Origin of the sequence: Streptomyces sp. NPDC058525 (assembly GCF_042719495.1) — a bacterium.
Lineage (GTDB): Bacteria > Actinomycetota > Actinomycetes > Streptomycetales > Streptomycetaceae > Streptomyces.
On record NZ_JBHXNP010000053.1, the window covers coordinates 13,683 to 39,514 of the forward strand.

Genomic DNA, 25,832 nt, shown 5'->3' on the forward strand with positions numbered 1-25,832 from the left:
CTACTGCCGCTGGAGGGACCGGCTGACGCCCGCCGCCGTGGTGGTGGCGAGGATCCAGCCGGTCACGATCAGCGTGTACGACAGCCACTGGTACCAGCCGCTCGGGGCGTAGGCGGACTCCTGCCCGAAGCTGATGATCGGGACCAGCAGGTCGATCGTGTAGAAGACCGGGTTGAAGTCCGGTGCCTCGCCCGCCTTCAGGGGCCGCGGCGGCCGGGCCGTGTACGCGACGGTCCCGGTCAGCAGCAGAGCCAGCAGCCAGCCGACGGCCCGCAGCGGCCGGAAGCCGTAGCCGACGGTGACGTCCTGGAGCTTCCCCCACAGCCGCGCGTGCCGGGGCAGGGTGCGGCGGTGCCGGCGCAGCTTGGCGAGCTGGACGGTCCGGGCGGCGGCCTCGTCGCCCGCCGTGCGGTAGGCCGCGGCGAGCTGTTCGTAGGCGTACGGGAGGTAGCCGGGCTCGGCGCGCTCCAGGGCCGGCAGCCGCTGCTCGGCGGGCAGGTGCGGGGCGAGGGTGCGGTAGGTGAGCCCGTCGATGCGGATCCGGTCGGGCCAGGTCTCGCTCGGCATGTGCAGGATGTCGAACTGGGAGCGCCGCAGGTTCACCGCGCCCTGGACGGTCTCGCAGGACCGCAGCCACACCTCGCCGATCACGCAGCTGGAGGCGCGCAGGGCGACGCCGCCGGGGTTGAGGAACCGGGCGTAGCCGAAGTGGAGCTGGCCCGGGATGCGGGAGCCGGTGAGGTTGACCCGGCCGTGGGCCTCCATCCGCAGGGCCCGCAGGTCGGTGCCGACGGACAGGTTCTCGGCGTGCAGGGCGGTGGAGCCGGGGGCGAGCAGGCGGGCGTCGTCGAGGTTGACCTGACCGCCGACGGTGGCGCCGTTGAGGCGGGTCTGGCCGTGCACGGTGAGTCCGAAGGCGATCACGTCGGTGCCGATGTCGGCGTGGTTGACCTGGAGCGGCGCCTCCTCGCCCGCCGCGACCCGGGGCGGCGCCTCCTCGCCCGCCGCGGCCGCCCCGGCGGCTCCCGAGGGTGTCCCGATGACGGCCTGCTGGAGGAAGAGGCCGCCGGCTATCCGGGCGCCGGCGAGCCGCACCGGTCCGCTGATCCGGCAGCAGGGCATGCGCAGCGCCACGTCGATGGTGACGGAGGTGGCGGTGAGGCCGGGCAGGGTCGAGTCGGTCAGTACGAGGGCCCGCAGCTGGGCCCCGTAGATGAGGGGCTTGCGCTCGAACCAGCAGCCGCGCAGCCGGATCGCGTGCTCGACCACGGCGTACTTGAGGTTGAGCTTGCCGGTGATGCGGACGCCCCGGACGTTGAGGCCGGCGACCAGGCCCCGGGCGCTCGACCCGTTCAGCAGCAGGTGGGTGAGCACCTCGGCCCGTACGGTCCGCTCGGGGCCCCAGGCGTGGCCGTCGGCCGCGTCGGACGCGTCCTCGCCGGGGTGCGACCGGAAGTCGACCCGCTCGCCGCGCGGGAAGGCGTCCCAGATGCGGCGCTCGGCCGGGGTCAGGTCGTTGATCTCCATCGCCGGGATGGTGTCCCGCGGCCCGACGGACTGTCAACTCGGCCGGGGACATCACCCTTTGGCGGGACGTCAGTGCTCGATGCCGTCCTGGAGCTTCTGGCCCTTGAGCAGGAACCAGGCGGCCGCGGCGGTGGCCAGAAGGACGGCCGCGCCCACTCCGGAGGCCAGCCGCAGCCCGTCCGTGAAGGCTTCCTGCGCCGATGCCACCAGCTGTCCGGCGGTCTGCGGGTCCAGCGTCTTGGCGGCCTCGACGGCCCCGCCGAGGGACTCGTGCGCGGCGTCGGCGACGGGCCCGGGGACCGAGGCGGGGGCGGTGAAGCCCTGGTACACGCCGGTCACGATGGAGCCGAGCAGGGCGATGCCGAGGGCCGCGCCCAGTTCGTACGCCGTCTCGGAGACGGCCGAGGCCGAACCGGCCTGCTCCTTGGGCACGCTGGAGAGGATGACGTCGGCGGTGACGGTGAAGGAGAATCCGGCGCCGAGGCCGACGATGAGCAGGGCCGCGCCGAGCAGCGGGTAGCCGGACTCCTTGTGGATCACGGTGAGCACGGCGAGGGCCAGGCCGATGGCGGCCAGTCCGCCGGCGACGACGGAGCGCACCGAGTAGCGGCGGGCGTAGCGGCCCGCGACCAGGCCAGTGACCACCGCGCCGATGGCGGCGGGCAGTTCGGCCAGGCCGGCTTCCAGGGGGTCGCGGCCCTGGACGAGCTGGAGGAACTGGGAGAGGAAGAAGACCAGTCCGGAGAGCCCGAAGACGGTGAGCAGGTCGGCGAGGACCGCGCCGGAGAAGCCGCGGTGCTGGAAGAGCCGCATGTCGAGCAGCGGGGACGGCAAGCTGAACTGGCGGCGGACGAAGGCGTACAGGCTGGCGGCGCCGATGACGGCGGCGGCCCAGACGCCCCAGGTCATGCCGTGGGTGGCGACTTCCTTGACGGCGTAGACGACGCCGATGACACCGACGAGGGAGAGGCCGACGCTGAACAGGTCCCAGGGGCCCGCGACCGGGTTCTTGGACTCGGGCAGCAGCTTGATCCCGACGAGGACCAGGACGATCATCACAGGGAGGTTGATGAGGAAGACCGAGCCCCAGTAGAAGTGCTGGAGCAGGGCTCCGCCGACGACCGGGCCGACGGCCGCGCCGGCCGAGGCGGTGGCGCCCCAGATGCCGATGGCGAGGCTGCGCTCCTTGGGGTCGTGGAAGATGTTGCGGATCAGCGCGAGCGTGGACGGCATCAGGGTCGCGCCGGCCACGCCGAGCAGGGCCCGGGCGACGATCATCATCTCGGGGCTGGTCGCGTAGGCGTTGAGCACGGAGACGGCGCCGAAGGCGGTGGCGCCGACCAGCAGCAGCTTCTTGCGGCCTATCCGGTCGCCGAGGGAGCCCATCGAGACGAGCAGTCCGGCGATGACGAAGGAGTAGATGTCGCCGATCCACAGCAGCTGGGTGCCGGACGGCTTGAGGTCTTCGCTGAGGGAGGGGGTGGCGAGGCCGAGCACGGTCGCGTCCACGGCGACCAGCAGCACGGCCAGGACGAGTACGGACAGCGCGAGCCAGCGCCCGGGGCTCTTGGCCTCCGTCCCCTTCGTCAGGCTCAGCTGCTGGGTTCCGGTCATTTCTCCACGCTCCGTCTTGCGCCACCGAGCAGCAGCTCGATGATCATGTACTGAAAGTCCTTGGCGGCGACCCGGCCGTCCATGACGGCCCACGCGCAGGTGCCGATGAGGCCGTAGAGGGCCTCGGTGAGCCAGGCGGTGCTCAGGTCGATCCGGATGTCGCCCTCGGCCTGGCCGCGCCGGAAGAGCGCGGCGACGCGGGCGTCGAGGCGGGACCATCCCTCGTTGACCTGGTCGCCCTCGAAGAGCTGGTTCTCGGTGACGAGGAAGGCCAGCAGCTGGGCGTTGGGCTCGGCCTCGGCGACGAGCCGCTTCAGGGCGTCCACGGCCGTGCCCTCGTCGAGCCGGGCGTTGTCGAAGGCCACCTCGAACTCGCGGATGCCGAGTTCTTCGAGGGCCCGTACGAGGGCGTCGCGCCCGGCGAAGTGCCGGTGGAGGGTCGCGCGCCCGATGCCTGCGGCGCGGGCGACCTCGTCCATCGTGGCGGTCGATTTGCGGGAGAGCAGGGCCGCCGCATCACGGAGCACCTGGTCACGATCCATGGCCATGAGACAAGTGTACCCCGAATGAGACGCACACGTCTCATTCGATCGGAAAACGAGCTGCCGTCCGGCAGTCCGAAAGGAATCCTGTGCGCATGAAGCCACTGCTGCTGATCGATGTCGACGGGCCGCTGAACCCCTACGCGGCCAAGCCGCAGCGCCGCCCCGAGGGCTACACCACCCACCGCATGCGGCCGACGGGCTGGCGGGAGAGCGAGAGCGCGAAGCCCCTGCGGGTCTGGCTGAACCACGGCCACGGCGCGGAGCTGCTCGCACTGGCGGAGGCGTACGAGCTCGTCTGGGCCACCACGTGGAAGGACGAGGCGAACGACTGGATAGGCCCGCACCTGGGCCTGCCGCGGCTGCCCTTCATCGACTGGCCGGCGATGCACGGCCGGGCCCCGCGCGGCACGTTCTGGAAGACCCAGTACGTGCTCGCCTACGCGGGCGCCCGGCCCTTCGCGTGGATCGACGACGACATCACGGCCATGGACCGCGAGTACGTCGGCCAGCACCATCCCGCCCACGCGCTGCTGATGCGCGTCGACGAGCAGATCGGGCTGACCCGGGCGGACTTCGACGCGCTGCGCGACTGGGCGGCGTAGGGGTCAGGTGAGGGCCGAGGCCAGCAGCCGGGCGGTCTTCGCGACGAGTTCGTCGTCCCTGGGGCCGGCCGGCGAGCCCGGCTTGGTCGTCAGGACCGCCATGACGAGCGGAGCGCCGTCCGGCGGCCACACCACGCCCACGTCGTTGGCCACCCCGTACTCGCTCCCGCCGCCGGTCTTGTCCGCCAGGACCCAGTCCGCGGGAAGGCCTGCCTTGAACCGGCCGGTGTTCGTCGTGTTGGCGATCAGCCAGCCGGTCAGCAGCCCGCGGTCCCGGGGCGGCAGCGCGCCGCCGAGCAGCAGGCGCTCGTACGTGGACCCGATGGCCCGGGGGCTGGTGGTGTCGGTGACCCGCCCGGGTTCGGCGGAGTTCAGCTCGGGTTCCCAGCGGTCCAGCCGGGTGGTCCGGTCCCCGAGCGAGCGGCTGAAGCGGGTGACCGCGGTGGGCCCGCCGAGCTCCTCGAGGAGCAGGTTGGCCGCGGCGTTGTCGCTCAGGCTGACGGAGGCGGAGCACAGGGCCTCGACCGTCATGCCGGCGGCCACGTTCTCGGGCTTGCCGGTCTCCGGGCCGTACCCGGACTTGTCCACGTACTCCCGCGTGTACCGGATCCGCCGGGCGAGGAACTCGCCGTCCTCGTCGAGGTCGCGCAGCACGGCCGCGGCGGCCAGCCCCTTGAAGACCGAGCACATCGGGAACAGCCCGTCCGCCCGGTACGCCACGGTCCGGCCCGTGCCCGTGTGGCGGGCGAACACCCCCAGCCGGGCGGAGTGCCGCAGCTCCAGCTCCCGCAGCCGCCGGGTCAGCGCGCCCGCCGGCTCCGAGGCGTGCGCGGGGCCGCCGGCGGCCCCGGCCAGGCCGGTGAACAGCGCGGTCCCCGCACCGAGTGCCAGGACCGCGCGCCGGGACGGGCCGGCTCCTGAGGTTTCCACGATCGTCTCCTCGTCTCCCATGATCAGGACACCGTCCAACACGCTCGGCGCGGGCCGGACGGTTCCCTGCGCGGGGGCCGCGGAGCCGCTACTGCTTGTGCACGGCCCAGGCGTGCTGGATGACCAGGTCCGCCTTCAGCTCGGTCAGCTGGAGGGCGACCGCCGAAGGGGCGGTGCCGCCGCGGCCGTTGCGGGAGGCCAGGGCGCCGGGCACGTTGAGGACGGAGCGGACCTCGGGGGTCAGGTGCTCCGAGATCTTCGCGAACTGCTCGTCCGTGAGCCCGTCCAGCTCGATGCCGAGCGCCTCGCACTCCTTGACGCACTCGCCGGCCACCTCGTGGGCGACGCGGAACGGCACGCCCTGCTTGACCAGCCACTCCGCGATGTCGGTGGCGAGCGAGAAGCCGGCCGGGGCCAGCTCCTCCATCCGCTCCCGGTTGACCGTGAGGGTGGCCATCATGCCGGTGAAGGCCGGCAGCAGGACCTCGAGGGTGTCGCAGGAGTCGAAGACCGGCTCCTTGTCCTCCTGGAGGTCCCGGTTGTAGGCCAGGGGCAGCGCCTTGAGCGTCGCGAGGAGGCCCGTCAGGTTGCCGATGAGGCGGCCCGACTTGCCGCGCGCCAGCTCCGCGATGTCCGGGTTCTTCTTCTGCGGCATGATCGACGACCCGGTGGAGAAGGCGTCGTGCAGGGTCACGAAGGAGAACTCCTTCGTGTTCCAGATGATGATCTCCTCGGCGATCCGGGACAGGTTGATCCCGATCATCGCGGTGACGAAGGCGAACTCGGCGACGAAGTCCCGCGAGGCCGTGCCGTCGATGGAGTTGCCGACCGAGCCCCGTTCGAAGCCGAGGTCGGCGGCGACCGCCTCCGGGTCCAGGCCCAGCGAGGAGCCGGCCAGCGCCCCCGAGCCGTACGGGGAGACCGCGGTCCGGGTGTCCCACTGGCGCAGCCGCTCCGCGTCCCGGGACAGGGACTGCACGTGCGCCAGTACGTGGTGGGCGAAGAGCACCGGCTGGGCGTGCTGGAGGTGGGTGCGGCCGGGCATGGCCACGTCGTGATGCGTCTCGGCGAGGCCGACCAGCGCGTCCTGGAGGTCGGCGATGAGCCCGCCGATGATCCGGGCGTGGTCGCGCAGGTACATCCTGAAGAGGGTGGCCACCTGGTCGTTGCGGGACCGGCCGGCCCGCAGCTTGCCGCCGAGGTCGGCGCCGAGCCGCTCCAGCAGGCCGCGCTCCAGCGCGGTGTGCACGTCCTCGTCGGCGATGGTGCCGACGAAGGTGCCCGCGGCCACGTCGGCCTCGAGCCGGTCGAGTCCGTCGATCATGCGCTCGAGCTCGTCGGCCGTGAGCAGCCCCGCCTTGTGCAGCACCCGGGCGTGGGCGCGGGAGCCCGCGATGTCGTACGGCGCGAGGCGCCAGTCGAAGTGGACCGACGCGGACAGCTTCGCGAGGGCCTCGGCGGGACCGTCGGCGAAGCGTCCGCCCCAGAGCCGGACGTCACCGTTGTTGCTGCTCACAGCTACTGCTCCTCAAGACTGCATGGTGTGGAATGTGCAACCGCCTCTCGGTCGCGGAGGTAACGGGAGGCGGTCCGTTCGGCGGTGCGCGCCTCAGGCGAGGTCGCGGCGCGCGGCGATCTTCGAGGAGAGGCCGAAGATCTCGATGAAGCCCTGGGCCTTGGACTGGTCGAAGGTGTCGCCCGAGTCGTAGGTCGCCAGGTTGAAGTCGTACAGCGACTCCTCCGACTTCCGGCCGGTGACGACGGCGCGGCCGCCGTGCAGGGTCATCCGGATGTCACCGGTGACGTGCTGGTTGGCCTCTTCGACGAAGCCGTCCAGGGCCCGCTTCAGCGGGGAGAACCACAGGCCGTCGTAGACCAGCTCGCCCCAGCGCTGCTCGACCTGCCGCTTGTAGCGGGCCAGTTCGCGCTCGACGGTGACGTTCTCCAGCTCCTGGTGGGCGGTGATCAGCGCGATCGCGCCCGGGGCCTCGTACACCTCCCGGGACTTGATGCCCACGAGGCGGTCCTCGACGATGTCGATCCGGCCGACGCCCTGGGCTCCGGCGCGCTCGTTGAGCTGCTGGATCGCCTGCAGGACGGAGACGGGCCTGCCGTCGATGGCGACCGGGACGCCGGCCTTGAAGGAGATGACGACCTCGTCGGCCTCGCGGGCGAGGGCCGGGTTGGAGGTGTACTCGTAGACGTCCTCGATCGGCGCGTTCCAGATGTCCTCCAGGAAGCCCGTCTCGACGGCGCGCCCGAAGACGTTCTGGTCGATGGAGTACGGGGACTTCTTGGTGGTGGCGATGGGGAGGTCGGCCTTCTCGGCGAAGGCGATCGCCTTGTCCCGGGTCATCGCGTAGTCGCGGACCGGGGCGATGCACGTGAGGTCGGGGCCGAGGGCGGCGATGCCGGCCTCGAAGCGGACCTGGTCGTTGCCCTTGCCGGTGCAGCCGTGGGCGACGGTCGAGGCGCCGTGCTTGCGGGCGGCGGCGACCAGGTGCTTGACGATGGCCGGCCGGGAGAGGGCGGAGACCAGCGGGTAGCGGTCCATGTAGAGGGCGTTCGCCTTGATCGCCGGGAGGCAGTACTCGTCGGCGAACTCGTCCTTGGCGTCCGCGACCTCGGCCTCCACCGCGCCGCAGGCGAGGGCGCGCTTGCGGATGACGTCGAGGTCCTCGCCGCCCTGGCCGACGTCCACCGCGACGGCGATGACCTCCGCGCCCGTCTCCTCGGCGATCCAGCCGATGGCGACGGAGGTGTCCAGTCCGCCTGAGTAGGCGAGTACGACGCGCTCGGTCACGGGCTTCTCCTTACGGTGCGTGCGGTCACCTCTCGGTGCGTCCAACGACTGGCATAACTATGCACTGCTCCGTATGTTTCGTCAATCGACCTGCGGACGCACGTGCCTGACCAGGGCGAATATCAGGGGCGCCCGGACCGGCCGGCGCCTACGATCGGCAGTCCGCACCGTTCGGGCGCCGTTCAGGGAGGACATGTGGGAGCCGAGACTCGGCGGCAGATAGAGGAGGGCCGGGCCGCGGCCGCGGCCCTGATGCGCGGCGGGCGCACCGGTCTCGCCGGGTTCCGCCACCCGGCCCTGCCGCTGTCCTGGATCGCCTTCGACGCGGAGGTCCGGGACACCCACTCCCCCTGGCGTCCGGGGCCTCGCGCCGCCGATCCGATCGAGATCCGCCTCTGCCACCCCGACGGCCGCGTCCGCGAGGCCGCGCTCGCCGTCCCGCGCGCGCCGCTGCCGCTCGTCGTGATCCGGTGCGCCGACTGGGCCCCCGCGGTGCGCGAGCGCGCCCGGCAGGTGCTCGCCGGGGCCCTGGCCGCCGACCCCGCGCACACCCTGATCGACCTCACCCCGCTGGTCCTGAGGCTGGCCCGGCGCGAGCAGGGCACCTGGGCGCGCGACCTGTTCGAGGGAGCGCTCCGCGGGGACCCGGTGCCGGCGCCCTGGTGGCGCCCCGCGCGCCCCGCGCGCCCCGGACAGTGGTGGCGCCCGGCACGGGCCGCGCGCACGATGACCGGCGAGGAGCCCGACACCGTCCTGGCCTGGCTGCGCCGCAGCGGCGACCTGCCGACCCGGCGGTTCGCCACCCGCCTCACCCTGGACTCCGGCCTGTTCGGCGTACGGGAACTCGCCCGCCGGGCCGGCGAGGAGCGGGACCCGGCGACGGCGCTGGTCTGGGCGGACGCGGCCCTGGCCGCGCTCGCCGCCGACGGGCCGGACGACGAGGCGGTCGACAGCCTGCTGCGCGGGCACATCCCGATGGTCCGCGCCGGCGGGGTCACCGCCCTGCGCGGGGCCGGACGCGCCGCCGAGGCCGCGGACCACCTGGCCGACCGCTCGGGACTGGTCCGGGCCTGCGCCCGGTGGCTGGTCCGGCAGGACGGCGGGGACCCGCACGCCCTGTGCCGCGCGCTGGTCGAGGACCCGGACCGGGTGACCCCGTACGCCGTCGCCGGCTTCGCCGAGTGCGCCCGGCATGCGGACGCACCGCTGCTGCGCGCGCTGCTGGAGCGGTCCGGGCAGGGCTCCGGCGCGCTGCGGGCCGCCGCCGTCGCGGGCCTGCGCGCGCTCGACGCCGACGACGCGGAGCTGCTGCGGCCGCTGCTCGACGACCCCTCGCCCGCGGTCGCCCGCGAGGCCTCGCTCAGCCTGGCCCCGCCGGCCGGGCAGCTGCCCGTCGCATGGCTGACGGCCCGGATCGCGCCCGGGCTCCCGCTGCACACCCGCCGGGCCGCGTACCGGGTCCTGCACGCGCGCGGCGGCATCGACGCGCTGCGGGCCTCGGTGGAACTGCTGACGGACCCCGACCCGGGGCTGCGGCGGGTCGCCGCGCAGCGCGTGCAGAGCCTGTGGTCCCCCGGGCGGCCGCCCGCGCTGCCGCTCGGCGATCCCGAGGTCGGCGCCCTGCTGGACCGCTGCACCGGGCTGTTCGGCGAGTACGTCATGGGGCGGATGCGCTCACAGCTCGGAATTCCGCGCGCACCTCACGACGCGATCGGATAATCATCCGCATGGGAAAGATCTACACACGGATAGACGGCCGGCTGCGCAGGTTCATCGAGGAGCAGCCGGTCTTCTTCACGGCCACCGCGCCGCTCGCCGGCGACGGCCACGTCAACCTGTCCCCCAAGGGCCGCGCCGGGACGCTCGTCGTCATCGACGAGCAGACCCTCGCCTACCTCGACTTCGGCGGCAGCGGCGCCGAGACCATCGCGCACGTCCGTGAGAACGGCCGGATCACCCTGATGTGGTGCGCGTTCACCGGACCGCCCAACATCGTGCGCGTGCACGGCGAGGGCGAGGCGGTCTTCCGCGACGACCCCCGCTGGGCCGAGCTGATCGGCGGGTTCGGGAACGCCGACGGGCCGTCCGCGCGGGCGATCATCCTCGTCCACGCCCAGCGGATCTCCGACACGTGCGGGTACGCCGTCCCCTTCATGGAGTACGAGGGCGAGCGCACCCTCCACGCGGAGTACTTCGGCCGCAAGACGGACGAGGAGTTCGCCGCGTACTGCGAGAAGAAGGACCACATCGGAACGAGTCTCGACGGCCTGCCTGCGCTGCCGCTGCCCCTTCCGCCCCGTACCGTCTGACGTGTGCTGCGTACCGCTCTCGTCACGGGCTCACTGATCGTCACCACCCTGCTCCCGCAGGGCTTCCAGAGCCGGGCCCCGCTGCCCGCCCGGCTCGCCGACACCGGCGGCGGAAGCCAGCTGATCACCGCCGTCGCGCCCGCTCCCGGTTCCACGACCGGGCGGCTGACCTGGTGGGACCGGCGGGCGGGGCGGTGGTACGAGGCCGGGAGCGCGGACGCGCGCTTCGGGGCGAAGGGCCTGACCGAGGGCGCGACCCGCACCCAGGGCACGAACACCACCCCGACCGGGCTGTACGACCTCCCGTACGCCTTCGGGATCCGGCGGGCCCCGGCCGGTACCGAGTACGGCTACCGGCGGGTAACCGGCGACTCCTGGTGGTGCCAGGACAACGCCTCGGCCGCCTACAACCGCTGGGTGGAGCCGCTGCCGGCGCACTGCGCGCCCGGCGAGGCGGAGCACCTGGTGACCTACGAGGCCCAGTACGCCCACGCGATGGTCATCGGCTTCAACTACGCCGAGCCGGTGCGCGGCCGGGGCGCCGGGATCTTCCTGCACGTCAACGGCAAGGGCGCGACGGCCGGTTGCGTGTCCGTGCCCCGGGAGGCGATGCGCGAGATCCTGCGCTGGGCCGACCCGGACCGCCGCCCCCACATCGCGATCGGCACCGAGTCCGGGGCCCTGGCGGTCACCCGCTACTAGGCACCGCCCGGCCCGGGCCCCTAGCCCTCCTTCTGGGCGAGGCGCAGCAGGTGGTCGGCCAGCGCCTGGCCGCCCGCCGGGTCGCGGCTGATCAGCATCAGCGTGTCGTCGCCCGCGATCGTGCCGAGGATCTCCCGCAGTTCGGCCTGGTCGATCGCCGAGGCGAGGAACTGCGCGGCGCCCGGCGGGGTGCGCAGGACCACGAGGTTGGCCGAGGCCTCCGCCGAGATCAGCAGTTCCCCGGAGAGGCGCCGCATGCGCTCCTCCTTGGCCGACTCGCCGAGCGGGGCCTGCGGGGTGCGGAAGCCGCCCTCGCTGGGCACCGCGTAGATCAGCTCTCCGCCGGTGTTGCGGATCTTCACCGCGCCCAGCTCGTCGAGGTCCCGGGAGAGCGTCGCCTGGGTGACGCTCAGGCCGTCGTCGGCGAGCAGCTTGGCCAGCTGGCTCTGCGAGCGGACCGGCTGCCGGTTGAGGATGTCCACGATCCGGCGGTGGCGGGCGGTGCGGGTCTGGGGGACGGCCTGTCCTCCCCCGGCATCCGTCTGGGCGGACCGCCAGTGCTCGTTGTCCTGCGCCTGGCTCATCGTCGTCTCATTCTCCGGATCCGTCCCCGTTGGCCGCGTCGAGGATGCCGGGCAGGTCCCGGAGGAACGCGTCCGCCTCGCCCTGGGACAGGACGTACGGCGGCATCAGCCGTACGACGTCGGGGGCGGGCGCGTTGACCAGGTAGCCGGCATCCTGAGCCGCCTGTTGCACCTGCGGTGCGAGGGGCTCGGTCAGCACGATACCCAGCAGGAGGCCGGCACCACGGACGTGGGAGACCAGCGGATGCCCGGAGGCCTCGATTCCGGAGCGCAGCCGCTCGCCCCGCGCCTTGACCTGCTCGAGCAGGCCCTCGGCGGCGATGGTGTCGATGACGGCGAGGCCGGCGGCGCAGGCGACCGGGTTCCCGCCGAAGGTGGTGCCGTGCTGGCCCGGCTTGAGCAGGTCGGCCGCGGCGCCGAAGGCGGCCACGGCGCCGATGGGCAGACCGCCGCCCAGCCCCTTCGCGAGCGCGACCAGGTCCGGCTCGACGCCCTCGTGCGCCTGGTGCTCGAACCATTGGCCGCAGCGGCCGATGCCGGTCTGCACCTCGTCGAGGACCAGCAGGGTGCCGGTGGCGCGGGTGATCTCACGGGCGGCCGTCAGGTACCCGGCGGGCGGGACGACGACGCCGTTCTCGCCCTGGATCGGTTCGATGACCACGAGCGCGGTCCGCTCGGTCACGGCGGCCCGCAGCGCCTCGACGTCGCCGTACGGGACGTGCGTGACATCGCCGGGCAGGGGCAGGAACGGGTCCTGCTTCTTCGGCTGCCCGGTCAGCGCGAGGGCGCCCATGGTGCGGCCGTGGAAGCCGCCGGTGGTGGCGACCATGTGGGTCCGCCCGGTCAGCCGGCCGATCTTGAAGGCGGCTTCCAGGGCCTCGGCGCCGGAGTTGCAGAAGAACACCTTGCCGGGCCGGCCGAAGAGCTGGAGCAGCCGCTCGCCGAGCGCGATGACCGGCTCGGAGGCGTAGAGGTTGGAGACGTGGCCCAGGGTCCGGATCTGGCCGCTGACGGCCTCGACGACCGCCGGGTGGGCGTGGCCGAGCGCGTTGACCGCGATGCCGCCGACGAAGTCGGTGTACTGCCGCCCGTCCGCGTCCCAGACCTGCGCGCCCTCACCGCGTACGAGGGCCAGCGCGGGGGTGCCGTAGTTGTCGGTCAGCGCACCCTTCCAGCGGGTGCGGTACTCCTCGTTGCCGGTGCTCACCGGGGCTCCCCTCCCTGTGCGTCGGGCACGACCATCGTGCCGATTCCCTCGTCCGTGAAGATCTCCAGCAGGATCGAGTGCTGGACCCGCCCGTCGATCACGCGGGCGGTGGTGACGCCGTTGCGGACGGCGTGCAGGCAGCCCTCCATCTTGGGAACCATGCCGCTGGACAGCTCGGGCAGCAGCTTCTCCAGCTGGCTGACGGTGAGCCGGCTGATCACCTCGTCGCTGTGGGGCCAGTCCGCGTAGAGGCCCTCGACGTCGGTGAGGACCATCAGGGTCTCGGCGCCGAGCGCGGCGGCCAGCGCCGCCGCCGCCGTGTCCGCGTTCACGTTGTAGACGTGGTGGTCGTCGGCACTGCGGGCGATGGAGGAGATCACCGGGATCCGGCCATCGGCCAGCAGCGCCTCGATCGCGCCGGTGTCGATCGCGGTGATCTCGCCGACCCGTCCGATGTCCACGAGCTCGCCCTCGATCTCGGGCGTGTGCTTGGTGGCGGTGATGGTGTGGGCGTCCTCGCCGGTCATGCCGACGGCGAGCGGGCCGTGCTCGTTGAGCAGCCCGACCAGCTCGCGCTGGACCTGGCCCGCCAGGACCATCCGTACGACGTCCATCGCCTCCGGGGTGGTGACGCGCAGGCCCGCCTTGAACTCGCTGACCAGGCCCTGCTTGTCGAGCTGGGCGTTGATCTGCGGACCGCCGCCGTGCACCACGACCGGCTTGAGGCCGGCCTGCCGCAGGAAGACCACGTCCTGGGCGAAGGCCGCCTTGAGGTCCTCGTCGATCATGGCGTTGCCGCCGAACTTGATGACGACGACCTTGCCGTTGTGGCGGGTCAGCCAGGGCAGCGCCTCGATGAGGATCTGCGCCTTGGGCAGCGCGGTGTGCTTGCGCGCCGTTCCGGTGCCGGGCTGCCCGGCCTTCTCGTCGCTCATGAGCTGTAGGCGCTGTTCTCGTGGACGTACTCGGCGGTGAGGTCGTTGGCCCAGATCACGGCCGACTCGCCGCCGGTGGACAGGTCGGCGGTGATGCGGACCTCGCGGTCCTTCATGCTCACCAGGTCGCGGTCCTCGCCGACCGAACCGTTCTTGCAGACCCAGACCCCGTTGATGGCCACGTTCAGCCGGTCCGGGTCGAAGGCCGCCTTGGTGGTGCCGATCGCGGAGAGCACCCGGCCCCAGTTCGGGTCCTCGCCGTGGATGGCGCATTTGAGCAGGTTGTTGCGGGCGATGGACCGGCCGACCTCGACCGCGTCGTCCTCGCTGGCCGCGCCGATGACCTCGATGCGGATGTCCTTGCTGGCGCCCTCGGCGTCGCCGATCAGCTGGCGGGCCAGGTCGTCGCAGACGGTCCGTACGGCCTCGGCGAACACCTCGTAGGCGGGCGCCCGGCCGGAGGCGCCGGAGGCCAGCAGCAGCACGGTGTCGTTGGTGGACATGCAGCCGTCGGAGTCGACCCGGTCGAAGGTGGTGCGGGTCGCGGCGCGCAGGGCCCGGTCGAGGGTGGCGCTGTCGAGGTCGGCGTCGGTGGTGAGGACGACGAGCATCGTGGCCAGGCCGGGGGCGAGCATGCCCGCGCCCTTGGCCATGCCGCCGACGGTCCAGCCGTCCTGCGAGACCGTGGCCGTCTTGTGCACGGTGTCGGTGGTCTTGATGGCGACGGCCGCGTCCTCGCCGCCGTGCTCGGACAGGGCCGCGGCCGCGGCCTCGATGCCCGGCAGCAGCTTGTCCATGGGCAGCAGGACGCCGATCAGGCCGGTGGAGGCGACCGCGACCTCGCCGGCGTTCACCTCGCCGCCGAGGACCTCGGCGACCTTCTCCGCGGTGGCGTGGGTGTCCTGGAAGCCCTTGGGGCCGGTGCAGGCGTTGGCGCCGCCGGAGTTCAGGACGACCGCGCTGACGGCGGCGCCGCGCAGGACCTGCTCGGACCAGTGCACGGGAGCGGCCTTGACGCGGTTGGAGGTGAAGACGCCCGCGGCGGCCAGACGCGGCCCGTTGTTGACCACCAGGGCCAGGTCCGGGTTCCCGTTGGCCTTGATCCCGGCGGCGATGCCCGCCGCCGTGAACCCCTGTGCTGCCGTGACACTCACGGTGCGACTCCGATCGTGGAAAGTCCCAGGCTCTCGGGCAGGCCGAGGGCGATGTTCATGCTCTGCACCGCGCCGCCGGCGGTGCCCTTGGTGAGGTTGTCGATGGCGCTGACGGCGATGATCCGCCGGGCGGACTCGTCGTAGGCGACCTGGACCTGGACGGCGTTGGAGCCGTGCACGGCCTTGGTGGCCGGCCACTGGCCCTCGGGCAGCAGCCGGACGAACGGCTCGTCGGCGTACGCCTTCTCGTAGGCGGCGCGGAGCGAGTCGGCCGTGGTGCCGGGCAGGGCCTTGGCCGAGCAGGTGGCGAGGATGCCCCGGGGCATGGGCACGAGGTTCGGGGTGAAGGAGACGGAGACCCGGGTGCCCGCGAGCGGGGACAGGTTCTGCACCATCTCGGGCGTGTGCCGGTGGGCTCCGCCCACTCCGTACGGGGTGACGCTGCCCATCACCTCGGCGCCGAGCAGGTGCGTCTTGAGCGCCTTGCCCGCGCCGGAGGTGCCGGTGGCGGCGACGATCACGGCCTCCGGCTCGGCCAGCTGCGCCTGGTAGGCCGGGAACAGGGCGAGGGAGACGGCCGTGGGGAAGCAGCCAGGGACGGCGATGCGCTTGGTCCCTTCGAGCGCGGCCCGCCCGCCGGGCAGCTCGGGGAGCCCGTACGGCCAGGTGCCGGCGTGCGGGGCTCCGTAGAACTTGTCCCAGTCGGCCGCGTCCTTGAGCCGGTGGTCGGCGCCCATGTCGACGACGAGCACGTCCTCGCCGAGCCGGGCGGCGACGGCGGCGGACTGGCCGTGCGGGAGCGCGAGGAAGACGACGTCGTGGCCGGCGAGGACCTCGGGGGTGGTCGCCTCCAGGATCCGGTCCGCGAGCGGCACGAGGTGCGGTTGCAGGGTGCCGAGGAGCTCTCCGGCGTTGGAGTGGCCGGTCAGGGCGCCGATCTCGACCTCGGGGTGCGAGAGCAGCAGGCGCAGGACTTCACCGCCCGCGTACCCGCTCGCACCGGCCACCGCTACACGTACCGCCATCGGACCCTCCTCGTCGATGGCATGACTATACGTAGCTACGCAGGTTTATGCAATGCGCTTCAGGGGGGCCGGGCACTCCGTACGAAGGGTCCCACGCCGGCGGCGGTCACGGGGGCCGAACCGGCCGGTAGTACGAGGGCGGGCGGGGCCACGGGGCTTGCGGGTCCGGCCGATTCAGCCGGTCAGGGCGTGGCGGACCCAGACGTTGGGTTCGACGTAGACCGCGTAGCCCTCCTCCGGGGCGCAGTGCACCGGGGCGAGGGCGCCGGGGACGCGGACCGGGCCCGGGGTGTCGAAGGGGAGGCCGGTCCACTCGCGCCACTGGGGCAGCGAGCCGGTGATCGTCATGGAGAGGGGGGCCACGGAGTCGATGACGCCGCCGGCGCGGACGTGGACGCGCAGCCACGGGTCGTACGGGAGGCCGTCCTCGCGGGTGCGGTACGCGTACGCGTGGATCGGGGTGTCCGGCTCGGCCGGCTTGCCGCTCGGGCGGACCGGGGCCACGACCTCGGCGAAGCCGCGGGCGCGGGCGTTGTCCCGCATCGCGGCCAGCATCCGGCCGGACAGGCCCTCGCCCTGCCGGTCCGTGGCGACGGTGATCTCGATCGCGCTCACCGTGTCCGGAGCGGCCCCGCGCCGCAGGTCGGAGAAGGCCCACATCAGGATCCGGTCCCAGCCCTGCGCGGGCAGCGCCCCGCCGCGGCCCGGCGCGTGCTGGGCGAAGGGGACGCTGAACCCCCGGGCGACCACCGCGTCGCCGTCCGTGGCGACCAGCACGTACTGCGGGAGCTCGGCCACCATCCGCGGGTACAGCAGCCAGGCCAGCGCGTCGTGCTGGGCGAACTCGGGCCACGAGTCCGCCATGCCCCAGAGCCGGTCCGCGAGTTCGGGCCGCTCCGCCGGTGTGGTGATCCGTATGCCGTTCATCCCGGCAGGCTAGGACCGGGCGCGGAAGGGACTCAACCGCTTTACCCGGGGGCCTGGAGGGAGAGGTGCCAGCGGCCCGCCCAGCCCGTGAGGGTCATCGTGGAGAGCGGCCGCACGTCCACGTTCCAGTAGGTCAGCGGGGGTGCCTTCAGGGCGTAGACCAGGGCCGCCCGAACCACCGACGGCTCCGCCACGGCCACGATCGCGCCCCCGTCGTCGGCGGGCCTGGTGTCGAGCCAGCCACCGATCCGCGCGATGAAGGCGAGCAGCGACTCGCCGCCGTGCGGGGCGGCGCACGGGTCGGTGAGCCAGAGGTCGACGGCCCCCGGCTCGCGGGCGGTCACCTCGGCGAGGGTCAGCCCCCGCCAGCGGCCCATGTCGCACTCGCGGAGCGCGGGCTGGGCCAGCGGCGCGTACCCGAGGGCCTCGCCGGTGGCCCTGCTGCGCGGGGTGGGCGAGCAGTAGCGCAGCTCGGCGGCGCCCAGCGGGACCAGCCCGGGGGCGGCGGACTCCACGGCGTGCCGGCCCGCCCCGTCGAGCGGGCGGTCTTCGTCGAAGCGCTCGGTGAGCAGCGGGGAACTACGGGCTGCGGCAACGAGCGAAACCCGAACATGCATGCGGCGATGGTGGGCCGCGCGCCGCACGGGGTCAAGCGTCTGCGCCGAGCGCCGTGACCGGCCCGGCCGGCCCGGGCCCCGGCGGCCCCCCGGTCACGGCGCGAGCCCCGCCCGCAGCCGCTGGACCGCCTCGACCAGCTCCCCGGGCCCGGACACCCCGGCGAAGCTCAGCCGGACGTGCGGACCGGGCGGCTCCGCGCAGAAGTACGGGCGGCCGGACGCGACCGCGACCCCGGCGCGCAGGGCGGCCGCCGCGAACCCGGCGTCGTCTCCGCCGCCGCCCGGCCGCACCCACAACTGGTAGCCGCCGGAGGGCAGATGGGGCAGCTCCAGCTCCGGCAGCTCCCTGCGCAGCGCCCCGGCGAGGACGTCCCGGCGGTGGCGCAGCTCGGCGGAGACGGTCCGCAGGTGGCGGGGCCAGGCGGGCGCGCCGACCAGTTCCAGGGCGGCCTCCTGGAGCGGCCGGGGGACGAAGAAGCTGTCGACGACCTGGATGGCGCGCAGCCGGTCCACGACCGGGCCCCGGGCGGCGAGGGCGCCCACCCGCAGGCTGGGCGAGGTGGCCTTGGTCAGGGACCGGACGTGGACCACCACCCCGTCGGCGTCCTCGGCGGCCAGGGTGGCGGGCAGCGGCCCGCTGTCCTCGTGGGCCAAGGCGCGGGCGTAGTCGTCCTCGACGACGAAGGCGCCGGCGGCGCGGGCGATCCGCAGCACCTCGGCCCGCCGCCCGGGCGCCAGCACGGCCCCGGTCGGGTTCTGGAACAGCGGCTGGCATACGAAGACCCGCGCCCCGGTGGCTTCGAAGGCGGCGGCGAGCAGCTCCGGCCGGACCCCCTCCGCGTCCACCGGGACCGGCACGGGCCGGCAGCCGGAGGCGCGTGCGATGGCCAGCAGTCCGGGGTAGGTGGGCGACTCCACCAGGATCGGCGCCCCGGGCGGGGCGAGTGCCCGCAGGGCGGTGGCCAGGGCGCTCTGTCCGCCCGCGGTGACCAGGACGTCGGCGGCCACGACCGGGCCGCCGATCTCGCGGGCGAACCAGTCCCGCAGTTCGGGCAGCCCCTCGACGGGCGGCCGCCCCCAGGCCCCGGGCCGCCGCCCGGCCCGGGCCAGCGCGGCCGCCATGGCCCGCTCGGGCTGGAGGGAGGGGTGCAGGTAGCCGCCGTTGAGTTCGATGACCCCGGGCGGCGGGGTGGTCAGCGAGCCCAGCACCCCGGTGGCGTCGACGGAGCGCGGGACGATGTCCCCGGCGCCCTCGGCGCTGAGGGCGACCTCCTGCCAGGAGGTGTCCCCGGACGCGGGGGCCGACGTACGCGGCCGGGCGCGGAAGACCCCGGCGCCGGGCCGGGTGACGACGAGGCCCTCGGCGGCGAGCTGCGCGAGGGCCCGCGAGACGGTGACGGGGCTGACCCGGTAGTGCTCGACCAGGGCCCGGCTCGACGGGAGCTTTCCACCCACCGAGTAGCGGTTGAGCTCTACTCGGAGGGATTCTGCCAGCTCCGCCACACTGCTACGCTCGTACATGACAGCACAGAATAGCGCTACTCTGCCGACCACGATAGCGGTGACGGGATCCGCCCGCGGCGCCGCGACCGGCACCCTCCTCGCCTCCCTCGGCGTGATCGCCTTCTCGCTCACCTTCCCCGCGACCGCCTGGGGCCTGGAGAGCTTCGGCCCGTGGTCGCTGGTCGCCCTGCGCAGCGTCCTGGCGGCCGCCATCGCCGGCGCCTTCCTGCTGGCCCTGCGGGTCCCGCTGCCGGCCCGCGAGCACTGGGCGGGGCTGGCCGTGGTCGCCGCCGGGGTGGTCGTCGGGTTCCCGCTGCTGACCACCCTCGCGCTGACCACCTCGACGACCTCGCACGCGGCCGTGGTCGTCGGGCTGCTGCCGCTGACGACGGCCGCGCTCTCCGCGCTGCGCACCGGGGTCCGGCCCTCGCGCCGGTTCTGGGCCGCGGCGCTGGCCGGGGCCGCGGTGGTCCTCGCCTTCACCGTGGCCCAGAGCGGCGGTTCGCTCTCGGCCGGGGACGCCTACCTGTTCGGCGCCCTGCTGGTGTGCGCCGCGGGCTACACCGAGGGCGGCCGGCTCGCCCGGGCGCTGCCCGGCTGGCAGGTGGTCGGCTGGGCGCTGGTGCTGTGCCTGCCGCTCAGCCTGGCCGGTTCCGTACTGGGGCTCGCGTACGAGCCGGTCCACCTCACCGGGCACGGCCTGGCCGGCCTGGCCTGGGCGGCGGCCGGCTCCACCTTCCTCGGCCTGTACGTCTGGTACCGCGGGATGGCCGAGATCGGCGCTCCCCGGGCGAGCCAGCTCCAGCTCGCCCAGCCCCTGCTGACCCTGGTGTGGTCGGTGGCCCTGCTCGGCGAGCGGCTGTCGCCCGCCGCCCCGGTGGCGGCCTGCGCGGTGCTCGTCTGCATTGCCGTCACCCAACGGGTCAAATAGCCCCGGAACGACCTAAACTGCTAGCACCGGATCGGCCCGCCACCGAGGAGGTCAGTTATGCGCGCGACCGAGGGCGACCAGCTGGTGCAGCACGGCAGGATCGTAGGACAGAACGACAAGGTGGGCGAGATCACCCAGGTACTGGGTGAGAACGGAACCCCCCCGTACCGGGTCCGCTTCCAGGACGGGCACGAGGCCCTGATGGCCCCCGGGCCCGACTGCGTGATCCGCCACCCCGCGGAGTCCGACCACTGACTCAGCGCGGTACCGCCGCCGGTCCGTAGTGGTCGGCGACCACTCGGGCCATCGCTCCGTTGGGGTCCGCCGCCACGTGCTTCGCGGAGAACCACACGTGGCCGCGGACCCGCGGGTATCCGCGGGCGAACCGCACGTGCTCCGACAGCTCGGCGGGATCGCGCCAGGCCTCGGTGGGGCTGTCCGCGTCGCAGCGGTACAGCGCCTCTCCGACGTACAGGTCCACGCCGGTGCCCTCGACGGTCCGCGCCCACCAGGGGACGAGGGCCGCGTAGTCGGCCGTCGGGTGCCCGATGTGCCAGTAGGCCTGGGGTACGACGTAGTCGATCCAGCCCTCCCTGATCCACTTGCGGGTGTCCGCGTACAGGTCGTCGTAGGTCGCGAGCCCGCGGGTCTGCGACCCGGCCGGGTCCCGGTCGGAGTTGCGCCAGATCCCGAACGGGCTGACACCGAACCGGACCGCGGGCCGGAGCGCGCGCAGCCGCTCGGACATCTCGCGCACCAGGGTGTCGGTGTTGTGCCGGCGCCACGCCGCCCGCGAGGAGAATCCCGCGCCGTGCTCCTCGTAGGCCGCGTCGTCGTCGAAGTGCTCCCCCTGCACCGGGTAGGGGTAGAAGTAGTCGTCCCAGTGGACCGCGTCCAGCGGGTACCGGGTGACCGCGTCGAGCATGGCCTCCTGCACGAACCGCCGCACCTCCGGCACCCCGGGGTTGTAGTACAGCTTCCCGCCGTACTCCACCGTCCAGCCGTCCTGCCGCGCCGGATGCTCGGGCACCAGCCGGTCGAGGTCGGCGTGGTTGGCCACGCGGTACGGGTTGAACCAGGCGTGCAGCTCCAGCCCGCGGGCGTGCGCTTCGGCGACGGCCGTCCCCAGCGGGTCCCAGCCCGGATCCACCCCCTGCTCCCCCGTCAGCCACTGCGACCACGGTTCCAGCAGCGAGGGCCACAGCGCGTCGGCCGCCGGCCGGACCTGGAGGATCACCGCGTTCAGGCGCCGGCGCACCGCGGTGTCGAGGAGGCCGATCAGCTGCTTGCGCTGCTCCGCGGCCGACAGCCCGCTGCGGGAGGGCCAGTCCACGTTCGACACGGTGGCGATCCACATGCCCCGGAACTCCGCGGTCGCCGCGCGGCCGGAGGGCGGCGCGGCCGCCGCCCGGGCCGCAGGCGCCCCGCCCGTGGCCGCCGCCACCACCCACGCGGCTCCCGCCAGCAGTCCCCGACGCCCGATGTACGCCATGTGACGACTCCGTCCCGTTCCGTGACATTCCGTTGTGTGCGCCCAGCATGCCCGCCCCGGCCCGCCACCGGGGTCAACGTCGGGGGTAACGTCGGGGGGCGTGGCGGGCGCCGGAACGCAGTTACCACTGCCGGCCCGGGGGACCCGCGATGGATGAGCAGCGAAAGGCACGAAGTGACGGACCTCTCTACCCTCCCGGCCGACATCACCCGCGTCGGCGTAGTGGGCTGCGGCCAGATGGGCGCGGGCATCGCCGAGGTGTGTGCCCGCAGCGGTCTTGAGGTGAAGGTCGCCGAGACCACGGGCGAGGCCCTGGAGATCGGACGCACCCGGCTGCACAACTCCCTGACCAAGGCCGCCGAACGCGGCAAGATCAGCGAGGAGGAGCGGGACGCCACCCTGGCCCGCCTCAGCTTCACCACCGACCTCGGCGAGTTCGCCGACCGCGACTTGGTGATCGAGGCCGTCGTGGAGAACGAGCAGGTCAAGACGGAGATCTTCCAGGTCCTCGACCAGGTGATCACTCGCCCGGACGCGATCCTGGCCTCCAACACCTCCTCCATTCCGCTGGTCAAGCTGGCCGTCGCCACCTCGCGCCCCGACCAGGTCATCGGCATCCACTTCTTCAACCCGGCCCCGGTGCAGCAGCTCGTCGAGCTGATCCCGGCGCTGACCACGGGCGAGGAGACCGTCAAGCGCGCCGAGGCCCTGGTGCGGGACGTGCTGGGCAAGCACGCGATCCGCGCCCAGGACCGGTCCGGCTTCGTGGTCAACGCGCTCCTCATCCCGTACCTGCTGTCCGCGATCCGGATGTTCGAGTCGGGCATCGCGAGCCGCGAGGACATCGACAACGGCATGGAGCTGGGCTGCGCCCACCCGATGGGCCCGCTGAAGCTGGCGGACCTGATCGGCCTGGACACCGTGGCCTCGGTGGCCGACAGCATGTACGCCGAGTACAAGGAGCCGCTGTACGCCGCTCCCCCGCTGCTCCAGCGGATGGTCGACGCGGGCCGCCTGGGCCGCAAGACGGGCTCGGGCTTCTACCCGTACGGATGATCCCTACGGCTGCCCGAGCCTGAGGTGGTGCAGCAGGAGCAGCCCGGCCGCCATGTTGGCGGCCGGGATCTCCCCGCGCGCGATCATGTCGGGCACCAGCTTGAGCGGGACCCACTCCCGGCGCGAGGACTCGAATCCGTCCTCCGGGTGGCCGATGTAGGTGGCCCCGTCCGCCCAGTAGAGGTGGTGGCGGGCATCGGTCAGGCCGTTGGACGGCTCCACGGTCATCAGGTGCCGGAGCGGTCCGGGCCGCCAGCCCGACTCCTCCTCCATCTCCCGCGCCGCCGCGCCCTCGACGGACTCCCCGTCCTCGACCACCCCGGCGGGCAGCTCCCAGCCCCAGCTGTCGGTGATGAAGCGGTGCCGCCACAGCAGGAGCACCTCGTTGGCCTCGTTGACGGCCGTGGCGACGGCGACCGGGCGCAGCCGGATCACGAAGTGGTCCAGGTGCCGGCCGTCGGGGAGTTCCACATCGGCGAGATTCACATCGAACCAGCGGTTCTTGTACACGGTCTGCTCACTCAGGTTCGTCCACTGCACGGTTGTGCCGCCTTCCGTTCGGATTGGTGGCAACATGGCAGCAGTTCCAGCCGTCACAGGGGAACGCGCAGCGCCCCGTCGATGAGCTGGGCCGTCTGCTCCGCGTCCGAACATCCGCTGGTCAGCAGCCGTTCGCGGACCGCGCGCAACCGGTCGCGCAGCCTCAGCGACTCCATCCCCTTGGCCCGCTCGGCCATTTCGGCCGCGGCCGCCACCGCCCGGTCCACCTCGCCCTGCCGCAGCTGGATCTCGCACAGCATCGCCAGCCGGTGCACCCGGCCGCGGTCGTGCGCGGGCGTGCCGACGGCCGCGGTCGCCTGCTCGTGCGCGGCGGCGAGGTCCCCGAGCCCGAGCAGCGCCTCGGCGACCTGGACGTTGACCAGCCCCGGCTGCACGTAGCCGGTCTCGTCCGGTTCGGCGCCCGGGCTGATCCGCTCGGCCGCCGCCTCGGCGTTGCGGATGCAGGCCAACGCGGCCCGGGTGTCGCCGAGTCGGGCATAGGCCTTGGCCTGCATCGCGTACAGGTCGGACGCCAGCGCCGGGGTGGTGTGCGGGCCCGCGGCGCGCAGCGCGGCCTCGGCGAAGGCCACCGCCTGGCGGTACTCGCGCAGGTGCAGGGACTGGTTGACGAGCAGCGCGATGACATACGCCCCGAGCCCGCGGTCCCCGCTCGCCTTGGCCAGGCGCAGGGCCTGGTGGAAGTAGCGCTGGGCCAGCCCGTGGGCGTCCGAGTCGTACGCGCAGATTCCCGCCACCGCCACCAGCGACCCGGTGGCCCGGTGCAGCCGCCGGCCGAGGGCGTCGGGGTAGCTGCCGCGCAGCATGGGCGCCGTCTCCGTGCCAAGGAAGCGGACGATCCGGTCCCGGGTGGCCACCCCGCCGGCCCGGCGGTACATCAGCTCGTAGTGGGCGCGGGCGGCCCGCAGGATCTCGATGTGCTCGGGCCCGATCCTGTCCGGTCCCACCCGGGAGACGTCGGCGTCCTCGGGCGGGTTCTCCCACTCCCAGACCGGGATGACGGCGGGGGTGCCGGTGACGGCCTGCGCCGTGAGCAGCTGGGGCCGGGCCTGGCCGTCGGCACGCCACAGAGCGGCGGCGCGGTCCACGAACCCGCTGAGCGGAGAGGCGTGCGGGGAGGCGGGCAGGCCCGGTACCCCGAGGCCGATGTCGTCCAGCCCGAGGGGCCGGCGCAGCCGGCCGGCGAGTACCTCGCAGATCAGGTCGGGCACGTGGCCGCGGGGCCGCTGGCCCTTCAGCCACCGGGCCACGGCGGTGTGTTCGTAGCGCAGGGCGAGTCCGCGGGTGCGGCCCGCCTGGTTCACGTACGCGGCGAGTCCGGCGTGTGACATGCCCGCCTCGGCGAGGAGGGCGTCGAGCAGGACATTGGGCTGCATGGGCCGCTCCCAGGGCTCGTCGGTCTCAGGCTAGTGGGTACTCGGTTCACACGGGGTGTGAACCAAGTACGCGCATAAATGCGATACGCACTCTGCCGCCGGGGGCCCGCAGGGCGCTTCACTTAAGGGCCTCGCCAAGAGGCAGCCCGGGTCGTCGGCTCCCCCTCGTACAGTGCGACGACCCGTCACCGCGCCGCCCGTTCTGCTGTCTGCCCGACACTCCACGGCAGGCGGGCGGCGTGCCGGTTCCGCCGGAGCCCGGTTGGTCGCCGGGCCCGGCGGGGCCGGCCTGGCGGGGCCGGTCCGGGGCCGGCCTGTTCAGGGCCGGCCGGTCAGGTCCGGTCGTCGCGGAGCACCAGCAGGGCGACGTCGTCGGCGAGTCGCCCGCCGGTGTGCCGGAGCAGGGCCGCGTGCACGCCCGCGACCAGCCGCGCGGGCGTCAGCGGTGCCGTCGCCTCCGCGAGGACGCTGCGCAGGGGGAAGAACGCGCCGGCGGCGTCACGGGCCTCTTCGGCGCCGTCGGTGTGCAGGAACAGGGTTTCGCCGGGGCGGAGTTCACCGCACGCGTACGGCCGGGGGTCCGCCGGTACGGGGACCACCCCGAGCGGGGGCATGGTCTCGCCGCCGTCGAGCAGGTGCACGCGGGTCGGGCGCAGCGCCGGCACGTGGGGCGCGGGGTCCGGGGCGGAGCCCCGGCTGCGCAGCAGGTAGGGCCACGGGTGCCCGCAGTTCAGGGCCAGCAGGGTGCCGTCCGGGGCGATCTGGAGGAGCAGGACCGTCACGAACTCCTCGGCCGACGGAGACTCCGGCTCGGCCGGACAGGCCGCGGGGTGCTCGGACCGGGCCCGGTCGCGCACGTGCCGGCCCAGCGCCCGCTCCATCCGCACCAGCACCCCGCCCAGCGACCGTTCGTCGTACGCCGCTTCGCGGAAGGCTCCGAGGACCGCCGCGGCCGCCCCCAGCGCCGGCAGTCCGTGCCCCCGTACGTCCCCGATGACCACCCGCACCCCGTGCACCGTCGGCACGGCCTCGTACAGGTCCCCGCCCACCGCCGCGCCCCGGCTCGCCGACAGCTGGGCGGCGGCCAGCGTCAGCCCCTCCATCCGTCTCGGCATCGGCCGCAGCAGCGCCCGCTGCGCGGCCCCGGCGATCTCCTGCGAACGCCGCAGCTCGGCGACCAGCCCGCGCCGGATGTGCAGGGCGCAGCCCGTCGCCAGCAGCAGGAACGCCGCACAGGTGGCCAGGCTGGGCACGAGCCGCCCGGGGGTGGACAGCTCCCAGGACACCGCGGCGCCGCCCCACGCGAAGACGCACACCCGGCGTACCTGGGTCATCTCCCCGATCATCGCGGCCTCCCCTCGGCCGCATCGATTGTGCCGATCACCCGGTGCCCCGGACACGGGTCACCGGCCTTCTCACCCGAATGAGTGAGGGC

The 25,832-nt window shown here is 73.6% G+C and carries 25 protein-coding genes; 7 read left to right on the forward strand and 18 right to left on the reverse strand.

Annotation, left to right across the window (positions count from 1 at the left end; translation table 11 throughout):
• The 3 genes from ACFWP3_RS23835 to ACFWP3_RS23845 form a co-directional block, all read right to left on the reverse strand.
• Window positions 1-1,527 (reverse strand): membrane-associated oxidoreductase, encoded by a 1,527-nt coding sequence (locus ACFWP3_RS23835; RefSeq protein WP_384224490.1) that lies wholly within the window; start codon window positions 1,525-1,527, stop codon window positions 1-3.
• A gap of 69 nt (window positions 1,528-1,596) precedes the next feature.
• Complete coding sequence (locus ACFWP3_RS23840) at window positions 1,597-3,141, reverse strand: MFS transporter (protein WP_384224493.1); 1,545 nt, start codon at window positions 3,139-3,141, stop codon at window positions 1,597-1,599.
• Entirely contained in the window at window positions 3,138-3,689 is a 552-nt protein-coding gene (locus ACFWP3_RS23845; RefSeq protein ID WP_384224496.1) for a TetR/AcrR family transcriptional regulator, read from the reverse strand. The genes ACFWP3_RS23840 and ACFWP3_RS23845 overlap by 4 nt, the downstream gene beginning before the upstream one ends.
• An 89-nt stretch (window positions 3,690-3,778) precedes the next feature.
• Here ACFWP3_RS23845 and ACFWP3_RS23850 point away from each other — a divergent pair, with 89 nt between their 5' ends.
• Window positions 3,779-4,288 carry an HAD domain-containing protein gene (locus ACFWP3_RS23850; protein WP_384224498.1) on the forward strand — a complete coding sequence of 170 codons (510 nt, stop codon included), beginning with the start codon at window positions 3,779-3,781 and terminating at the stop codon, window positions 4,286-4,288.
• Between the two features lie 3 nt (window positions 4,289-4,291).
• Here the strand turns inward: ACFWP3_RS23850 and bla are convergent, their stop codons facing one another.
• The 3 genes from bla to ACFWP3_RS23865 all read right to left on the reverse strand — a co-directional run bounded on the left by bla (window position 4,292) and on the right by ACFWP3_RS23865 (window position 8,021).
• Entirely contained in the window at window positions 4,292-5,239 is a 948-nt protein-coding gene (gene bla / locus ACFWP3_RS23855) for a class A beta-lactamase (RefSeq protein ID WP_384224501.1), read from the reverse strand.
• Window positions 5,240-5,306: 67 nt separating this feature from the next.
• Window positions 5,307-6,734: an argininosuccinate lyase gene (gene argH / locus ACFWP3_RS23860; RefSeq protein WP_384224503.1), complete on the reverse strand. Its 1,428-nt coding sequence runs from the start codon at window positions 6,732-6,734 to the stop codon at window positions 5,307-5,309.
• Between the two features lie 93 nt (window positions 6,735-6,827).
• Window positions 6,828-8,021, reverse strand: coding sequence for an argininosuccinate synthase (locus ACFWP3_RS23865; RefSeq protein WP_384224506.1), 1,194 nt, complete (start codon window positions 8,019-8,021; stop codon window positions 6,828-6,830).
• Between the two features lie 195 nt (window positions 8,022-8,216).
• Between ACFWP3_RS23865 and ACFWP3_RS23870 the strand changes: the two genes are divergently transcribed.
• Genes ACFWP3_RS23870 through ACFWP3_RS23880 form a run of 3 tightly spaced genes read left to right on the forward strand, consistent with a single transcriptional unit; the run spans window position 8,217 to window position 11,032 of the window.
• Window positions 8,217-9,740, forward strand: a complete 1,524-nt coding sequence (locus ACFWP3_RS23870; RefSeq protein WP_384224508.1) for a hypothetical protein — start codon at window positions 8,217-8,219, stop codon at window positions 9,738-9,740.
• Window positions 9,741-9,748: 8 nt separating this feature from the next.
• A complete protein-coding gene (locus ACFWP3_RS23875; protein ID WP_384224511.1) occupies window positions 9,749-10,330 on the forward strand; it encodes a pyridoxamine 5'-phosphate oxidase family protein in 582 nt (193 codons plus the stop codon).
• 6 nt (window positions 10,331-10,336) lie between these two features.
• Window positions 10,337-11,032: a L,D-transpeptidase gene (locus ACFWP3_RS23880; RefSeq protein WP_384224596.1), complete on the forward strand. Its 696-nt coding sequence runs from the start codon at window positions 10,337-10,339 to the stop codon at window positions 11,030-11,032.
• A gap of 20 nt (window positions 11,033-11,052) precedes the next feature.
• On the opposite strand, the gene ACFWP3_RS23885 is transcribed toward ACFWP3_RS23880, so the two are convergent.
• The 8 genes from ACFWP3_RS23885 to ACFWP3_RS23920 form a co-directional block, all read right to left on the reverse strand.
• Window positions 11,053-11,616 (reverse strand): arginine repressor, encoded by a 564-nt coding sequence (locus ACFWP3_RS23885; RefSeq protein WP_384224514.1) that lies wholly within the window; start codon window positions 11,614-11,616, stop codon window positions 11,053-11,055.
• 7 nt (window positions 11,617-11,623) lie between these two features.
• On the reverse strand, window positions 11,624-12,823 hold the full coding sequence (locus ACFWP3_RS23890; protein ID WP_384224516.1) for an acetylornithine transaminase: 1,200 nt from the start codon (window positions 12,821-12,823) through the stop codon (window positions 11,624-11,626).
• Complete coding sequence (gene argB, locus ACFWP3_RS23895) at window positions 12,820-13,758, reverse strand: acetylglutamate kinase (protein ID WP_384224519.1); 939 nt, start codon at window positions 13,756-13,758, stop codon at window positions 12,820-12,822. Before argB ends, ACFWP3_RS23890 begins: the two co-directional genes overlap by 4 nt.
• The gene (gene argJ, locus ACFWP3_RS23900) at window positions 13,755-14,912 is read right to left on the reverse strand and encodes a bifunctional glutamate N-acetyltransferase/amino-acid acetyltransferase ArgJ (protein ID WP_384224521.1); all 1,158 of its coding nucleotides are present in this window, start codon (window positions 14,910-14,912) and stop codon (window positions 13,755-13,757) included. The genes argB and argJ overlap by 4 nt, the downstream gene beginning before the upstream one ends.
• On the reverse strand, window positions 14,909-15,937 hold the full coding sequence (gene argC, locus ACFWP3_RS23905; protein ID WP_384224523.1) for an N-acetyl-gamma-glutamyl-phosphate reductase: 1,029 nt from the start codon (window positions 15,935-15,937) through the stop codon (window positions 14,909-14,911). The genes argJ and argC overlap by 4 nt, the downstream gene beginning before the upstream one ends.
• Window positions 15,938-16,111: 174 nt before the next feature.
• Window positions 16,112-16,864: an N-acetyltransferase gene (locus tag ACFWP3_RS23910; RefSeq protein WP_384224526.1), complete on the reverse strand. Its 753-nt coding sequence runs from the start codon at window positions 16,862-16,864 to the stop codon at window positions 16,112-16,114.
• Between the two features lie 41 nt (window positions 16,865-16,905).
• Window positions 16,906-17,481, reverse strand: coding sequence for a histidine phosphatase family protein (locus ACFWP3_RS23915; protein ID WP_384224529.1), 576 nt, complete (start codon window positions 17,479-17,481; stop codon window positions 16,906-16,908).
• Window positions 17,482-17,574: 93 nt separating this feature from the next.
• The gene (locus ACFWP3_RS23920; protein ID WP_384224532.1) at window positions 17,575-19,002 is read right to left on the reverse strand and encodes a PLP-dependent aminotransferase family protein; all 1,428 of its coding nucleotides are present in this window, start codon (window positions 19,000-19,002) and stop codon (window positions 17,575-17,577) included.
• Here ACFWP3_RS23920 and ACFWP3_RS23925 point away from each other — a divergent pair.
• Together ACFWP3_RS23925 and ACFWP3_RS23930 are read left to right on the forward strand one after the other, a co-directional pair.
• Complete coding sequence (locus ACFWP3_RS23925; RefSeq protein WP_384224535.1) at window positions 19,001-19,915, forward strand: DMT family transporter; 915 nt, start codon at window positions 19,001-19,003, stop codon at window positions 19,913-19,915. The genes ACFWP3_RS23920 and ACFWP3_RS23925 overlap by 2 nt on opposite strands.
• 57 nt (window positions 19,916-19,972) lie before the next feature.
• A complete protein-coding gene (locus ACFWP3_RS23930; RefSeq protein ID WP_384224537.1) occupies window positions 19,973-20,170 on the forward strand; it encodes a DUF1918 domain-containing protein in 198 nt (65 codons plus the stop codon).
• Window position 20,171: 1 nt separating this feature from the next.
• On the opposite strand, the gene ACFWP3_RS23935 is transcribed toward ACFWP3_RS23930, so the two are convergent.
• Window positions 20,172-21,407: a glycoside hydrolase family 10 protein gene (locus tag ACFWP3_RS23935; protein WP_384224539.1), complete on the reverse strand. Its 1,236-nt coding sequence runs from the start codon at window positions 21,405-21,407 to the stop codon at window positions 20,172-20,174.
• Window positions 21,408-21,560: 153 nt separating this feature from the next.
• On the opposite strand from ACFWP3_RS23935, the gene ACFWP3_RS23940 reads away from it, so the two are divergent.
• Window positions 21,561-22,463, forward strand: a complete 903-nt coding sequence (locus ACFWP3_RS23940; RefSeq protein ID WP_384224542.1) for a 3-hydroxybutyryl-CoA dehydrogenase — start codon at window positions 21,561-21,563, stop codon at window positions 22,461-22,463.
• 3 nt (window positions 22,464-22,466) lie between these two features.
• Here ACFWP3_RS23940 and ACFWP3_RS23945 read toward each other — a convergent pair whose 3' ends face one another.
• From ACFWP3_RS23945 to ACFWP3_RS23955, 3 genes are all read right to left on the reverse strand, one after another.
• Window positions 22,467-23,003 (reverse strand): NUDIX hydrolase, encoded by a 537-nt coding sequence (locus ACFWP3_RS23945; RefSeq protein WP_362297741.1) that lies wholly within the window; start codon window positions 23,001-23,003, stop codon window positions 22,467-22,469.
• Between the two features lie 53 nt (window positions 23,004-23,056).
• Entirely contained in the window at window positions 23,057-24,397 is a 1,341-nt protein-coding gene (locus ACFWP3_RS23950) for a transcriptional regulator (RefSeq protein ID WP_384224545.1), read from the reverse strand.
• Window positions 24,398-24,729: 332 nt separating this feature from the next.
• Window positions 24,730-25,731: a PP2C family protein-serine/threonine phosphatase gene (locus ACFWP3_RS23955; protein WP_384224548.1), complete on the reverse strand. Its 1,002-nt coding sequence runs from the start codon at window positions 25,729-25,731 to the stop codon at window positions 24,730-24,732.
• Window positions 25,732-25,832 lie beyond the last annotated feature (101 nt).